Below are 15568 nucleotides of genomic sequence, written 5' to 3' on the forward strand. Positions count from 1 at the left end.
TTATTCTCTCCTTATATATTATTTATTTTTATTATTTATTTTATATATTAAATCTGTAAAAATGCAAAAAATCCTGATTACAAAGAAAATACATTAAGCATTTTCTTTGTAATCAGGATTTTTCGGAACCTGGTAGAAACTCCCAAACCATATTATTGGGATTATACAAAGTTAATTTTTATATTGTTATGATTGTATCATAAAATCTAACAATGTCAACTATTTTAAAAATTAATATAAAACATGTTTTGTTAGTTTAGTTTTACTAAATAAAACAAAAATTAATATAAACTAAAGATTAGAAAAACTAAACTTAATAACAATTAATATAAATTTTTTATTTTTTATACATAGCTATAACTGTTGAAATAACTAGCTTCTATTTGGATTTTTTGTAAAAACAAAAAACTTCATAAAATCGATTGTCAAATTCTCTGTTTTTTTCGTATAATATTTAGTTTGCTTTTTTGCTGTATACAAATTTGTATTTATTATATATAATGTTATTAAATACAAGAAAAAGGAAGGGATATTATGGCCAGGCGGCGATCTGTAGAACAAATTCTACTAGTACTGATAGGTTCTATTATACTATCATTTGGAGTTTATAATTTTAATTTTCAAAACAACATTACGGAAGGTGGAGTGTTAGGATTTTTACTACTGTTAAAAAATTTATTTAACATTAGACTTTCATTAGCAAATCTTATCATAGACTGTGCTCTACTATTAGTAGGATACAAGTTTTTTGGTAAAAATTCATTAAGTATTCGTTAATAGCAACGATTAGCTTCTCTTTATCATTCAGCTTTTTTGAAAGCATAGGTCCAGTTATACCTAAATTTGATAACTTAATACTGGGAAGTATAATTGCCGGTGTTTTTGTTGGTTTAGGATCTGGTTTAGTTGTTAGAGCAGGAGGTGCAGCTGGTGGAGACGATGCTTTAGCATTAGTAATTTCTAAGACTACATCTTTAAAAATTGGTAAAGTTTATATGATAAGTGATTTTTTTATATTAGGTTTATCATTAATATATTTATCATTTTCTCAAATAGCTGTATCTTTAATTGCGGTCAGCGTAAGTGGAAAAGTTATAGACTTTGTATACTCATACAAAAACAAAGACATTGTAAGAGTTTAATTATAAAAGGGATATAAGATTATATTAATATAATCTTATATCCCTTTAAAATTTTAAAATACTATGATTATTTCATAGTATTATCTTTATTTTCAAATATAGTTTTTGTAGTATCTAAATCCTTACCTATACATCTTTGACTGTTTATTCTCTCTAAAGCAAGTATTTGCTTTGAAAACCCATTGAATACTTCTGATAATTTTTTTAACATGATTAAAATCCCCTTTCGTGTTTACATATTGTATACAATATACTGTATATCATTTAAGATATAAAGTCAAGTATTTTTGTAATAAAAACAAAAAGAAAATGTTAAAATTCAATTATTTAACATTTCTTTTTTTATTTACATAAGATTATAATATTTTTTTAATATTACAGATCTTATAGCTTCATATTTTATATTATCAGGTAATCTTTTCTTTATGATACTAATCTTGTCTATTCCTTCTTCTTCACATATTTTTAATATATGTTCTTCATCTTCTTCAGTATAATATTTTTCTAAATTCACCTTGAAATCTATTTCAGATCCATTCTTTATCATATCTGTTACATAACCTAATATAGTAGAAATAGATACCTCTATTTCATTAGATATGTCTTCCAATGCTATACATTCTCTTAGCATATCTAATGCTATTTCTTCATTAGTTCTACTATCTCCATCTATTATAACTTTCAATCTGTTTTTTTCTTTCCAAATTTCAGATATATTATTTTCTTCTGTGTACCTATTAACTATGTCTAAAAATACATGTCCATATTTTTTTACTTTTACAGGTCCAAACCCGCTTATATCATTTAATTGTTCTTCATTTGATGGATATCTTCCACTAATTTCTTTTAATGAATTTTTAGATATTATCATAGTTGGCAATACCCCTTCATTCTTAGCGAGTTCACTTCTTTTTATATATAATTTTTCATAAAGTTCTTTATCTGTTTTAATATCTATAAAACCTAATTTTTCATCTTGCGGACTTATAAAATCACCCTGTGTTTTTATATTGTTTTCTTCAACATATTTGATTATTGCACTTCTAAATATTTCTCCATACTTCTCATATTTTACATTTCCAACACCTGGAGTTTGTAACATATTTTCTTTTGTTATTGGATATTTACTAGACATAACTTTTAAAGTTCCATCTCCAAATATCATATAAGGAGCTATGTTTTCTTCTTTTGATATATTATATCTAATTTGCTTAAGTATATCATATAGTTCATTTGATACTTCTAAGTTTTTAGATACTTTACTTTCTTTGAACTCTACTTTAATATCTCCTTTTATGATTTTCATAGAGTTTTCATTTAATTTTATGGTTGGGTAGGTTCCATCTATAGAATCTATAAAACCATGAGATATAAGTGTATTTATAAAAGTTTTTAAATCATCTGCTGAGTAATGTTTCATTATTCCATAAGTAGATAATTTATCAAATCCAAATTGTAAAACTTTTTTATTTTTAGATCCTCTTAGCACATCTATAATCATAGTTATACCAAAACTTCTTTTCATTCTAGCTATGCACGAAATAACCTTTTGAGCATCTATGGTTCTATCAACCAAACTTCCACTATCTAAACAATTGCTACAGTTTCCACATTCATCTTTAAACTCTTCACCAAAGTAATTTATAATGCTTTTTCTGTAACAATCATTGCTGTATACCAAATCTGACATGTCTCTTAATTTCTTATATTGAATATTTTTTCTATTTGGATTTTCTGTACCAATTTCAATTAAATATTTTTGTATATGTACATCTCCAGGAGTGAACAAAAGTACACATTCACTTTTTTCACCATCTCTACCTGCTCTACCTATTTCTTGGTAGTAATTTTCTATGCTTTGTGGCATATTATAATGTATTACATATCTTATATTAGGCTTGTCTATTCCCATTCCAAACGCATTGGTAGCTACCATAACACTTATGTCATCTTTTATAAAACCTTCTTGATTTAATTTTCGTTCTTCAGCTCCAAGCCCGGCATGATATCTAGAAACATTATATCCTCTTTTATTAAGACCTTCGTATATTTTATCTACTTCTTTTCTAGTTGCAGCATAAATAATCCCACTTTCGGATTTATGATTATTTATATATTCTAATAGATACTTGTTTTTATTTGAGGCTTTTTCTATAGTTATAGTTAAATTTTCTCGGTCAAAACCAGTTATAAACAATTTAGGATTGTTAAGTTCTAATAAATTTATAATGTCATTTCTTACTTCCATCGATGCTGTCGCTGTAAATGCAGTAACTATAGGTCTTTGTTCTAAACTATTTATAAATTGAGATATTTTTCTATAACTAGTTCTAAAATCATGACCCCATTGAGATACACAATGAGCTTCATCTATAGCTATTTGGCTTATTTCTTTAGATTTTATTAATTCTAAAAAATCATATGAATCTAATCTTTCTGGTGCTATATATATAATTTTGTATTTATCATTATCTATGTTTTTTATTATGTTTAAAACTTCCATTGCAGACAAAGAACTATTTATAAATGTTGCATTTATTCCCATTGTATTTAATGAGTCAACTTGATCTTTCATAAGTGATATAAGAGGAGATATAACTATTGTCAGACCATTTAAAATAAGAGATGGTATTTGATAACATATGGATTTACCTCCTCCAGTTGGCATAATTGCCAGAACATCATTACCATCTATAATTTCATTTATTATATCCTCTTGACCTTTTCTAAATTCTAGGTATCCGTAATATTTAGATAGTACATCTAAAGGCTTTATATTCATTCGTCTTCTCCTTTAAAATACTTATTATTATAAAATATACTTTTTCTCAAAACAAGAAAACTCCTTAAATATGCATAAACATACTTAAGGAGTGTTATATACTATATTATATATAAATTATGCTAAAGTAACATTAGCAGCTTGAGGTCCTCTAGCACCTTCAACTATTTCAAAGTTAACAGCTTGACCTTCTTCTAATGATTTGAATCCATCTTTTTGTATAGCTGAGAAATGTACAAATACATCATCTCCACCTTCTACAGATATAAATCCAAATCCTTTTTCATTGTTAAACCATTTTACTGTTCCTTGTTTCATTATGGAATCCTCCTAAAAATTAAAGCACAATCTTTCAGTACTTCTTTACTATTTGTGTTAATGATATCACATATATTTCTCAATTACAAGCGTTTTACCAAATAAATATTTAAAATATTCATTTAATTAGTAATTAAATGAATTAGTTCTTCCTTAGATAACATCTTTATAAAGCTCTCATTTTTCAAGTCCTCACTTATAATCTTTTGTATAAGCTCTTTCTTGTCTTCTTGTAGTTTGATTATGTTTTCTTCAATACTTCCTTTAGAAATAAGCTTTATAACTTCAACAACATTTTTTTGACCATATCTATGAGCTCTATCTGTAGCCTGGCTTTCAATTGCTGGATTCCACCAAGGGTCAAAGTGTATAACTATATCCGCAGATGTAAGATTTAATCCTGTTCCTCCTGCTTTCAATGATATTAAGAATACTCTTACATCTTCATTCTTATTAAACTCATCAACTAACTCAACACGTTGTTTTGGATTAGTTTGTCCATCTAAATAAAAATAATTTATATTTTCCTTTTCAAGTTCTTTTCCTATATTTTTTAATACAGATGTAAATTGAGAAAAAATTAATATTTTATGATTATTTTCAATATTCTCACTAACTATTTCATTTAAGACATTAATTTTACCACTTTCACCATGGTAGTTATCTATTTTAATAGATGGATCTAAGCAAAGCTGTCTTAATGTTGTTAGATATGACAATATAGTTATCTTATCTTTATTAAAATCTGCGTCTTTCATTTTTTCTTTTATATCATCTACATATGTTTTATATACTTTCTTTTGATCTTCTGTCATCTCAACAAAGAAATTAGTTTCAATTTTATCAGGAAGTTGAGATAAAACTTCCTTCTTTAGTCTTCTTAACATAAATGGCTGTATTTGCTTTTTTAGCTCTGCTATATTATCAGTAGTTTTTAAAAACTTCTCTTGAAATTTATTTTTAGAATATAAATATCCAGGCATAATAAAATCAAATATAGACCACAATTCTAATAAATTATTTTCAATCGGAGTTCCTGTAAGAGCAAATCTAACAGAAGCTTTTACTTGTTTTACAGCTTCAGAATTTTGAGAATATGGATTTTTTATGTTCTGAGCTTCATCTATTATACAGTAATCAAACTCTATATTTTCTAATTCACTAAAATCATTCTTTAAAATAGTATACGTTGTCAATATAACATCATTTTCATCTATGTTTTTCAACATTTCTTTACGCTCTGATTTGCTACCATGTAAAACTAATATATTTAAATTTGGTGCAAAAGTTTCAAATTCATTCTTCCAGTTATATATAAGTGATGTAGGTGCAACTACAATGCTTTTTTTATTTTTTTGTGAAAGTAAAAAAGCTATAGTCTGTATAGTTTTACCTAATCCCATTTCATCTGCTAGTATTCCTCCAAATTGTAGATGACTTAAAGTTTTAAACCATTTAAACCCTTGAATTTGATATTCTCTAAGACTTGCGTTTAACTCTTTAGGTACTAAAACGTCCATATTATTTATAGTTTCAAAGCTGGTTGATATCTCATCTATTTTATCCATTCCACTGATAAAAGAAATTTCATTTTCATCTATTAGGTTTTTCAAGTATATAGAACTTGCACTTCCTAAGCTATATGAAACCTCATTACTATCTTCATCAATTTGTTCATTATTATCTATAGAAATATGCCTATCCTTTATATCATCCACTAATTCAAGGAATTTAACCATTTGATCTTCTTCAAGATTTATATAGCTTCCATTTCCTAACTTATAATATTTACGTTTATTTCTTAATGCTTCTAGTATATTTTCTATTTCATGTTTTTCTATATCATCTATATTAAATGTAAATTCTAAGTAATTTTGTTTATTTAAGTTAAAGTTAGCTTTTATATCACTGCCTTTATAAACTTTTACTTTTTTCAATTTATCTGAATAATAAATTTCACCAATATTATTTAAATCAAAAATCTTTTCTTTAAAAAATTCGTATAATTCATCAGGTGATAACTTACACAATAATTTATCCCCAGACCTTTCAAATCCATAAGAGCATACAGTATCCTCTATTTCATTTTCTTTTTTAAAGTTTCTAATTACATATCCATTTTTCTTACTTTCAGTTTCATCAGTATATACATAATCTATAAAACAAGAAATGTTATTTTTAATTTTATCGAAGTAAAATTTAGCATCTAAGTTATTACGTATTTGACTTTCTAAGTTTTCATCAAAAGCTATATTTTTAGAAGCTCTTTTTAATACCGGAAGAACTTCATTAAATAGGCTATCTGCAGCATCTTTCTTAAATGTTATATCCCCATTTTTAGTAAATATATTATGAAATGGAACGTAGTTATAACATTGTTTATCTGATATAAGATATATAGCATTGTTTAACAATACGACATCACCTTTAGAATTTAATAGTGAAATATCTTTACTGTTAGAACTTAGTACAAGGTTATCCTCATCTTCATTTATATGAAAATATATATCTATGTCATTATTTTTTATATATGTTTTATATACTTTATCATCATAATTGAATATAATTTCTTTGTTTCTTATATTTCTTAAAAAGTTTTTTAATCCACTTTCCAATAGATTTAAGTGTTTTACATCTATAAGACTTACATCTACTTTAGAATCCTTGTATAAAGTTTGATCTATGTTTATATACTCTTCTACAAAATTTATAATAGACTCATCCTCTATAGAAAAATAGTCTGAAACAGGGTTATACTCAAAATCCTTACCATATTTTATAGATATATTCTCTCTTCTAGAATATATAAACTCGGGAATACTTTTTAATACATACATCTTATCTATGCCTATTTTAAAACTTACTTGATAATAATTTCCTATGTTGGAGTTTTGCTTTGTTAGTGACATTTCCAAATTTACTTTTCTATTTTGAGATAATTTTTCATTAGCTATTTTTATAATTTGAGTTGATGGGTCTAATTCTTGTTCTTTTTTCTTTCTATCTATTTTTTGTTGCTTTATTTTTCTTTGTAACATATCTATATAAACAAGAAAAGTAGCTATATTGTGTTTGCATATAAAATTCTTATTTTCATTTTCATTATTTACAAAGTCTATACAATTACATCTTGCACTTATAATTTCTTTTTTCTTTAAGTCTATTTCAAGTGTTGTATAATGTATTTCATTTGAGAAATCTGCACCTATTATTCCATCAATTGTTAAAATTCCATTTTTTGTGTGAGGTGTAACTTGGTCTACAATTCCTTTTTTATAATAAGTATATCCCCTCGCCCACATCGATTTTTGTGTACTTTCTCTTACCATGTCTATTAATTCTTTAAGTTGCAATTTTCTCACCTCTCATTTTTTGAACATCTTTTTATTATATCATATTTAAAATTATAATTTGATAAAATTAAATTTTTAATTTAAATTTTATCAAATTAATTTTATTAATACTAAAAAAGTACTATACTAAAATTAATTTTAGTATAGTACTTTTTTAACTATTAATAATTTCATCATTTTTAAATTCTATAAAATCTATTATTCGCTTAAAAACCTCTTCTTTTTAGGCCCTAATGTTAAACTATGAGTCGCATCATCAATCCAGTATAATTTTTTATAATTACTATTTATCCCATTATATAATGCATACGCACCCTCTTTTTTCACCTGTGAATCATTTTTATCTTGAAGAATTAATGTTTCTGAATCTATATTCCTTAGGCAACTACTAGCTGATCTTGATGCGAGGTGTAATTGATGAACTGCATGTAATGGAAAAACGCTATAATGTAATCTATATTTATCACAATCGTCAGTTTTTTTTGAATTGGATATATCCCAACCCGTATATTTTTAAAATATTTTAATACACCTGTATATTTAACTAATCTATTATTAGGCTTAATAGCGCATGCTAATAATATTAATTTATCAATATGATAATTGGATGCTAGAATAAGTGCTAAAAGTCCTCCCATAGAATGACCAATTACAATAACTTTTTCACATTCAAATAACAATTCTTCATATGCACTTTCAACATCATTGTACCAATCTATATAAGATACTTTTAGTAATTCATCATGAGTTGTACCATGACCACTTAAAAGAATAGAATTTACTGTATAACCTTTATCGTTTAAGACTTTAGCTAAAGGATACATTTCTGCTGGTGTACTTGTAAATCCATGTATTAATAAACACCCTATATTATTACCATTAAATTTATACGATTTTTTTAAATCCAATGTACCACTTCTCCCTTATAACATCAACTTTAACATCGATTTCCTGATTCACTAAAATTATACCATTTATTGGTATATCTTACAATTTTAATATAACTAAAAAAGACTATATCATTTAGATATAATCTTTTTATTACTATTTAATATATCTTTTTAAAACTTTAGATATAGGAATTCCAATTATTATTCCAACAACTATCTGAGTTATATTTCCTGGTATAGACCCTATCGGTTGAATATAATTTCCATATAATATGCATTCTGTTATATAGTATCCTATTACCATCCATACTCCAGAAATACTTATTGCTATTATATTTGTTATTACGCTATTACCTTGCTTGTTTTTAGACCATGCTATACTCCCAATTATATATCCCATTACTCCTCGTATAATAAATGTAAATGGTGCCCATATAGCCCATTCTGACAATAAGTCAAATAAAGCCATTCCAAATGCTCCTGAACATGCCCCTTTTTTATTTCCAAATACTATCGCTGATATAAAGAGCATAGTATTCCCTAAATGCACTAACCCTCCATTTGATGCTATAGGAAGCCTTATGTTAATAAACCTAGTTGCTATAAATACTAAAGCTATAAGTAAAGATGTTTCAACTATATCTTTTGTTGTGAATTTTTGTTTATTTTTAGTAGTTACAGATTGCATCCAAATTCTCCTTTTATTCATAGTATTTATTAAATAAATTTACCAAACATCCATTTCCTTCAAATCCCAAATTGGTTAAGCTTTTCTCCAAAATATTTAAAATATATATTATACTTTCTAGCCTTGCATTTTCACCCATATGCCCTAATCTTAATAAAGAATTTTTATATTCTCCTAATGAAGTCCCTATGACTACATTATATGTATTTAAAATATAATTCACCAGATTTAGTGCCCCTATTTCTCTTGGTATTTCTATAGCTGTTACAGTGTTAGAAAATCCTGACTCAAGAAACAATTTTAACCCGTATTCTGATAATGCTCTTCGAGTTGCTTTAGATATTTTTTCATGCCTAGTTATAACATTTTCAAGCTCATCTTCAATTATATTATCCACAGCTTTTCTTAAACTTAATATGTCACTTATAGGCATTGTATATGGAAAATGTTTATTTTCATAATAATTATCCCATATACTTAAGTTACAATAAAATCCAATTATATTTGTTTTTCTATTTTTTATAGACTTTTTAGCTTCTTCACTTAAACTTACTATCGTTAACCCTGGTTGAGCCGACAAAGCTTTTTGTGATCCACCAAGAATAATATCTATTTTCCATTCGTCAACTAAAAGCTTTTCTCCAAACATCGCTGCTACAGAATCTACAACTGTAAGTATATTATGTTTCTTAAGAAGTGGACATATTGTGCTCAAATCATTCAAAACGCCGGTTGGAGTATCACAATGCACTATTGTTGCAAATTTAAAATCATTATCGTATTCTAAAAATTTTTCAAGTTCATCTGTATTTATACTGTTTCTATGATCTTGGCTAAAAAGGACTACCTCGCCACCGTACATACTCACGAAATCTTTAAACCCATTACCAAATATCCCATTATCTATAACTAGTACTCTATCTCCTTTTTCAATTAAAGAAGCGCAGGCTGCTTCAAGTCCAAGTATTCCTTCTCCACATAATAAATACACATCATTTTCTGTTTTTATAAGATTAGCTAAAGCGTCACAAGTTTCTTTATAAAATTCAACAAAGTCTACATCAATATCTGGATTTGTAGTTTTTATAAATCTAGCTTGTCTTACATTTTCTCTTACATTAGTAGGCCCTGGTGTATATACTATTTTATTGTTCATAATGAAAATATCCCCCTTTTGATTTAAATCTATGTTTTGATTGTATATTATAAAAGACAATAACGATACAATTTTTATAAAATTTTAAAGTTTTTACATTTTGTATCCATACAATTTTTAATCCTAAAAATAGATGCATTATGCATCTATTTTTTTAGGGTTAATGTTTTTGTTTTTAGGGTTGTATTATTACTTATTTGGGAGGTATATCCTATATTTAAATAATAATGCACTTTTATGAATTTAATATGAACTTAATATGAATAATTTAAAAAATTATCTAATTACCAGGTCTAACAGATTTATAAATATTGAATTTACTACTTTCTGTTATTTCTTTTGAATCTGCAATTAAATATTTGTCTGTATCTCTAACTCTTACAATATTTCCATCTATCGTTTTCAAAACTCTAGAAAGATCTCCTATGTTTTCTCCTCTAAATAGTGAAGCTTCTTCCATTTTTTTCGTATCAGCTATTAATACGCCACCTTCTCCTACCCTTACATAATATCCTTTTGAGCTTTGTATAATAGCATTACCATCTAAAAATTGTAAAATATTAAATTCCTCATTATCAGTTTGATTAAACTCAGTTGCAGATAAGTATGATCCACCACCATCTATTGCTGTAACAAATCTTTCTTCTGATACAGAAATCATTACTATATCTGTGTACTCTATTTTAGTTACTTCTTTAATTTTAAAAGATGTTCTTTCGTTTTGAATTAAATCGGTAGCTACTAAATATCCATTATTCTCTACTTTTACATAATACCCACCATCTGATTTTAATGCTACCTCTTTATCATTTATAGGCATTAAAGTAAATATTGTTGCATTTTCCTTTTCTGAAACCGATGCAAATAAAAAATCATTTTTAGAATCTATTTTAATATAATATCCTTCTTGAGTTTGAATTAAAACACTGCCATTATCTACATCTTGTAAAATAAATCTATCTGATAATTGACTATCTTCCTTATTAGCTATCAACCTATCATCTTCTCCATTTACAGATACATAATTTTCATTAAAAGTTGATTTTATAGTTACTAATTTATTTCTGTTATCATTAAGTCCCTTTTTGCTTTCTCATAAGTAAGTTTACTTATAAGTCCTTTTTTATATAAATACTTAAAATACATCAAGTGTATGTTATTTTCCTTCACGCTAAAACCCCCTACATAATTTTTATAATAAGTTCTATTTTTAATATATGAAATGTCTATATTTTTGTTTCTATTTGAATTTTATAATTGATAAAATAAAATGACCTATAATAAAAAATTATAAGTCACTTTATTCTATCAATTTTTTTCCCTTGATAACTTATATAAATTATAAAAATTAATAAGCACAATAAGAAAATTTGATATAGCTACTGGGTATGCATTTACACTTACACCATAGATAACAAATAAAATGCATCCTATAGAGTTTATTACTCTAAGTTGAACTATAGATGTCATCATTAGTGAAATTACTATAAATACAGAAGCTAAATATCCTACATATTCAATTGGGGCAACACTAAACATAAAACTACTCCTTTTTATATAATTATGATTAGTGTTACTTTTTTTATTTTATTGTATGCATATATATTTAAGGTTTAAATATTGTTCAATTTCTTTTAATGGTATATTGAATTTAGGAATTGAAACATAGTATGGAGCTATTTCATAAATTTCAAAATATACTACTAAGTTATCATCTGTCATATAAAATTTTTGATTGTCTTTTATCCCTTTAAATCCTTCATTTCCTTCAAAAAATAGTTCCTTATTTTTTTTAATGCAACTTTCTATATAAGGATTTATAATTTTTTTATAATCTACATCTTTATTAAATAAATCATTTAATAAAACTCGTTCTCCGGTATTTAAATCATAATTATAAGATTCCAAGTAAGTCATCCCATGTGCTCCACCAGTAAACTCGTAAAACTCAACAGGTATACTTATTAAATTATTTTTATCATAAGTTACATCAAAGTTTGAGTAGCCTTCGTATTTAAATTTAACATCTCCATTTTTATAAATTTGCTTATAGTTTAACGATTCTTTCTCCAAATTTTCTTTAAATTTAATGATATCATTATAAATTAGTGTATTTATATTTTGGATTGTTCCCTTATTGTAATCATTATTGTAAATATATTTAGGGTAAATTAAAATCTTAGGATACGTAATTTCATATTTTAAAAACTCACTTTCTTTTTTTAATAGGTATTCCCCTACACAAGAATTATTAATTTTACATTCAGTATTATTATCCATATAAAACCTCCTAAGTAATAGATTCTATAATAAAGTATGTTTAATCTACAAATTTGTTTAAACTTAAAATTAAATGCTTTGGTTGAATAAAAAAAAGAGCGTTCTACGCTCTTTGCATTATAGGTATTTGAATACTAAATTCAGTTTCTATATCATCACTATAAACCTCAATATTACATTTGTGAGATTCTAGTAATTTTTTAATTGAGTACAACCCAAATCCTCTATTTTTACCTTTTGATGAGTATCCTAGTTCAAAGATTTTTTTTATATCTTTAATCTTGCTACCGTTATTTTTTATAGAAATATTATGGTAGTCTATATCACTATAAATATCTACATGTATATATTTATATTCTTTATTATATTTTTTTAATTCATCTATAGCATTATCTATTATATTTAAAATTACTGAACTAAGTTCTGAATCTGATAGCTCTATCCCCTCTAACAAACTATCTATACAAGCAGTTAATTGTATATCATATCTTAAAGCTCTTCTCTTTTTAGTATTTAAAATTGCATCCATATATGAATTGCCTGTACAAAAACAACTTAATCCACTACTTGCATCCTCAGATAGTCCAAGTATGTATTTTCTAGCATCTTCATTTTTCCCGCTGGATACTTGCATCAATATAACTTGTAAGTGATTCATGTAATCATGTCTTTGCATTCTCAATGCATCAACAGTGTCTTCCATTTGCTTTAAGTTATTTTGCATAAGATTTTGTTGGATTTCATTTAAGGCTTTTCTTTTATTATAATTTATAAGTACTAATAACATTCCTGAAAGTATCAAAACAAACCCTGACATTAAAAATAACGTTAAAAATTGTGAAACCTCATATTTTAAATTTTTATTTTCATATACAATAAATACAACGATTCCAACAACTGTAATTATACACGTACTTATATAAAATATTAGTCCTTCTATTTTTTTACTTTTATATGATTTACTAGTGCTATCTATTTCCTTAATAAATTTTTTATACTTAAACATATTTATAAGCATAAACATAATAGATATAGGTATATAGTATATCAAAATTTTTAAAATTTGATTATTTAAAACATAATCCAGATTAACCCCTATAACGTTTATAAATGTTACAGATATTATCTCCAAGCAAAATAATGTTGATGCTGTGATTATGGTAGCTACTACACACCTTATAAATTTTACTTTTGAAAAAATCTGCATAATTGTAATTATTATACCAATCAAAATAATTGTACTTATACCCTTAGGAAAATTATTTTTTATAAAATAACATAAAATACAATATATCAGTGTCATATAAAATATTTGTATTCTTTTTATCCTTTTTTCTACTATTAAACTCAAAGATGTAAAAAATACTAATCCCTCAGGTACCCCCATGAAAATCAAGTCGACAATATCTATCTCCTCCACCCCCTTTAGTTTAAATATTAACATATATTTTCAAACTCTTCCATATTTAAACTAAACATTATACATTTATTTATATTTTGCTAATTTCCTATTTAAAACAAAAAAAGAAAGTGTTAACACTTTCTAAAAATTAAAGATATAATTATTAAAATTCCTATAGTACCTGATATAGGGTACATAAAACTTACAAGATATGAAAAAGGGAGCATACCTCCCATTATGCCTAATATAGTACAAAGTATAGCCATTATATTAAACCCTTTTGACTTTTCTAAATAACAACTGCTACATACATTCCAAAGAAGAGGAGCTGCTGTAGTATATATTCCAGCTATAAGTATTATAGAAAAAACATTACCGACTAATACAGAGATCTGCTTTGCCATATATAGTGTTGGAATTTCTTGATTATATGTATTTTGGATATCTGATAAAAGTGCTATGTTTATAAACATAGCAGATAATATAAGTATTAACCCACCTATAATACCTGCATATTTACAATTCTTTATATTATGTATAGTTTTTCCTGCTCCAACTAGAAATGGCGTTGCAAATATTATATTCAATCCACTATATACAAAAGCAGCCATAGGCCAGTTACTAACAGCTTTTGTCATTTTAAGATTACTTACTATATTATCTATATTATATAAATTTTCATAGTTAATACTTATAGTCATTAAGCTTACAACTATTGCAATTATTGCAATTATCGGACCTATACTTCCTAATATATCTACTACTTTATTCATACCTAATATAACAGATATCATAGTTATAATTGCAAGCAAGAATCCCCCTAAATTTTTATCTATTCCATAGTATTGGTTCATGGCTGCTCCAGCTCCTGCAATCATAACTATAAAGCTACAAAGCGAAAAAACCGGTATTATTATTTTAAATATACGTCCTAACTTATTTCCAAATAAATATAAAAATATATCATTGCTATATTTTAATTTTTTTGATTTTCCTATTATAAATAGCTTTGCACCACAATACATCATAATAATCATACATACAATTCCTGATAATATGCTTTTGCTTCCTTGAGCTGAGAAAAATTGCAGTATTTCTTGGCCTGTAGCAAACCCGGATCCTATACATACAGATATAAATGCTCCTGATAGTAATACTATCTCTTTTATGTTTTTAGTAATTTTAACCCCCTCCTATATATTAGCACTATAGTACTAATATATAGGAGGGGGGCTATTTATATTACTCAATTCATTTAATTAATAAAAATTATAAAATCATTCCCATACAAACTATATTAAAGAATTCTTCATCTATATAAGTTTCATTTTTTAATACACCTTCTATTTCAAATCCACATTTTTTATATAGGGCTATGGCTCTTGGATTATCTTCTCTTACTGAAAGCGATATCTTTATAGTTATTACTATCCCTAATATACCTACATGCTTACATTTTTTCTTTTGATTTGATGATATTGTTCCTATTCCTATTATTTTATCATTAACTAAAGCAAGTATCATAAATTTATATATCTATATTATTATTAATTTTTT

At 25.7% G+C, this 15568-nt stretch carries 14 protein-coding genes, 1 pseudogene and 1 riboswitch; of the genes and pseudogenes, 1 reads left to right on the plus strand and 14 read right to left on the minus strand.

The annotated features are described in order from the left end of the window. Window positions 1-89: 89 nt before the first annotated feature. Window positions 90-189, minus strand: a riboswitch (purine riboswitch). Window positions 190-534: 345 nt separating this feature from the next. Next, window positions 535-1142: pseudogene (locus LEQ07_RS18560) on the plus strand (YitT family protein). A gap of 67 nt (window positions 1143-1209) precedes the next feature. Here LEQ07_RS18560 and LEQ07_RS18565 read toward each other — a convergent pair. The 14 genes from LEQ07_RS18565 to LEQ07_RS18630 all read right to left on the minus strand — a co-directional run bounded on the left by LEQ07_RS18565 (window position 1210) and on the right by LEQ07_RS18630 (window position 15535). Then, complete coding sequence (locus LEQ07_RS18565) at window positions 1210-1353, minus strand: hypothetical protein (protein ID WP_263331791.1); 144 nt, start codon at window positions 1351-1353, stop codon at window positions 1210-1212. 135 nt (window positions 1354-1488) lie between these two features. Next, the gene (gene recQ, locus LEQ07_RS18570) at window positions 1489-3924 is read right to left on the minus strand and encodes a DNA helicase RecQ (RefSeq protein WP_263331792.1); all 2436 of its coding nucleotides are present in this window, start codon (window positions 3922-3924) and stop codon (window positions 1489-1491) included. 117 nt (window positions 3925-4041) lie between these two features. Then, on the minus strand, window positions 4042-4242 hold the full coding sequence (gene cspD / locus LEQ07_RS18575; protein ID WP_021430592.1) for a cold-shock protein CspD: 201 nt from the start codon (window positions 4240-4242) through the stop codon (window positions 4042-4044). 122 nt (window positions 4243-4364) lie between these two features. After that, window positions 4365-7595, minus strand: a complete 3231-nt coding sequence (locus tag LEQ07_RS18580) for an SNF2-related protein (RefSeq protein ID WP_263331793.1) — start codon at window positions 7593-7595, stop codon at window positions 4365-4367. Window positions 7596-7793: 198 nt separating this feature from the next. Next, window positions 7794-7922 carry a hypothetical protein gene (locus tag LEQ07_RS18585; protein WP_263331794.1) on the minus strand — a complete coding sequence of 43 codons (129 nt, stop codon included), beginning with the start codon at window positions 7920-7922 and terminating at the stop codon, window positions 7794-7796. Between the two features lie 50 nt (window positions 7923-7972). Then, window positions 7973-8503 (minus strand): alpha/beta hydrolase, encoded by a 531-nt coding sequence (locus LEQ07_RS18590; protein ID WP_263331795.1) that lies wholly within the window; start codon window positions 8501-8503, stop codon window positions 7973-7975. 136 nt (window positions 8504-8639) lie between these two features. After that, window positions 8640-9173, minus strand: coding sequence for an ECF transporter S component (locus LEQ07_RS18595; RefSeq protein WP_046823411.1), 534 nt, complete (start codon window positions 9171-9173; stop codon window positions 8640-8642). 13 nt (window positions 9174-9186) lie between these two features. Next, on the minus strand, window positions 9187-10329 hold the full coding sequence (locus tag LEQ07_RS18600) for a pyridoxal-phosphate-dependent aminotransferase family protein (protein ID WP_263331796.1): 1143 nt from the start codon (window positions 10327-10329) through the stop codon (window positions 9187-9189). Window positions 10330-10609: 280 nt separating this feature from the next. Continuing rightward, a complete protein-coding gene (locus LEQ07_RS18605) occupies window positions 10610-11323 on the minus strand; it encodes a hypothetical protein (protein ID WP_263331797.1) in 714 nt (237 codons plus the stop codon). Between the two features lie 314 nt (window positions 11324-11637). Continuing rightward, complete coding sequence (locus LEQ07_RS18610) at window positions 11638-11868, minus strand: YgjV family protein (protein WP_046823408.1); 231 nt, start codon at window positions 11866-11868, stop codon at window positions 11638-11640. A 48-nt stretch (window positions 11869-11916) separates the two neighbouring features. Then, entirely contained in the window at window positions 11917-12609 is a 693-nt protein-coding gene (locus LEQ07_RS18615) for a DUF3298 and DUF4163 domain-containing protein (protein ID WP_263331798.1), read from the minus strand. A 103-nt stretch (window positions 12610-12712) separates the two neighbouring features. Next, window positions 12713-13816: a sensor histidine kinase gene (locus tag LEQ07_RS18620; protein WP_161794390.1), complete on the minus strand. Its 1104-nt coding sequence runs from the start codon at window positions 13814-13816 to the stop codon at window positions 12713-12715. 326 nt (window positions 13817-14142) lie between these two features. Further along, complete coding sequence (locus tag LEQ07_RS18625; RefSeq protein ID WP_052952053.1) at window positions 14143-15048, minus strand: YkvI family membrane protein; 906 nt, start codon at window positions 15046-15048, stop codon at window positions 14143-14145. 232 nt (window positions 15049-15280) lie between these two features. After that, on the minus strand, window positions 15281-15535 hold the full coding sequence (locus LEQ07_RS18630; RefSeq protein ID WP_263331799.1) for a GNAT family N-acetyltransferase: 255 nt from the start codon (window positions 15533-15535) through the stop codon (window positions 15281-15283). Window positions 15536-15568 lie beyond the last annotated feature (33 nt).

The sequence above is a fragment of the Paraclostridium sp. AKS73 genome (assembly GCF_025671395.1).
Classification (GTDB): domain Bacteria; phylum Bacillota; class Clostridia; order Peptostreptococcales; family Peptostreptococcaceae; genus Paraclostridium; species Paraclostridium benzoelyticum.

Coding starts and splice junctions, on each gene's coding strand:
- LEQ07_RS18565 (WP_263331791.1), bottom strand. CDS start 1,353: ATGTTAAAAAAATTATCAGAAGTATTCAATGGGTTTTCAAAGCAAATA.
- recQ (WP_263331792.1), bottom strand. CDS start 3,924: ATGAATATAAAGCCTTTAGATGTACTATCTAAATATTACGGATACCTA.
- cspD (WP_021430592.1), bottom strand. CDS start 4,242: ATGAAACAAGGAACAGTAAAATGGTTTAACAATGAAAAAGGATTTGGA.
- LEQ07_RS18595 (WP_046823411.1), bottom strand. CDS start 9,173: ATGCAATCTGTAACTACTAAAAATAAACAAAAATTCACAACAAAAGAT.
- LEQ07_RS18600 (WP_263331796.1), bottom strand. CDS start 10,329: ATGAACAATAAAATAGTATATACACCAGGGCCTACTAATGTAAGAGAA.
- LEQ07_RS18610 (WP_046823408.1), bottom strand. CDS start 11,868: ATGTTTAGTGTTGCCCCAATTGAATATGTAGGATATTTAGCTTCTGTA.
- LEQ07_RS18615 (WP_263331798.1), bottom strand. CDS start 12,609: ATGGATAATAATACTGAATGTAAAATTAATAATTCTTGTGTAGGGGAA.
- LEQ07_RS18620 (WP_161794390.1), bottom strand. CDS start 13,816: ATGCAGATTTTTTCAAAAGTAAAATTTATAAGGTGTGTAGTAGCTACC.
- LEQ07_RS18625 (WP_052952053.1), bottom strand. CDS start 15,048: ATGATTATTATGATGTATTGTGGTGCAAAGCTATTTATAATAGGAAAA.
- LEQ07_RS18630 (WP_263331799.1), bottom strand. CDS start 15,535: ATGATACTTGCTTTAGTTAATGATAAAATAATAGGAATAGGAACAATA.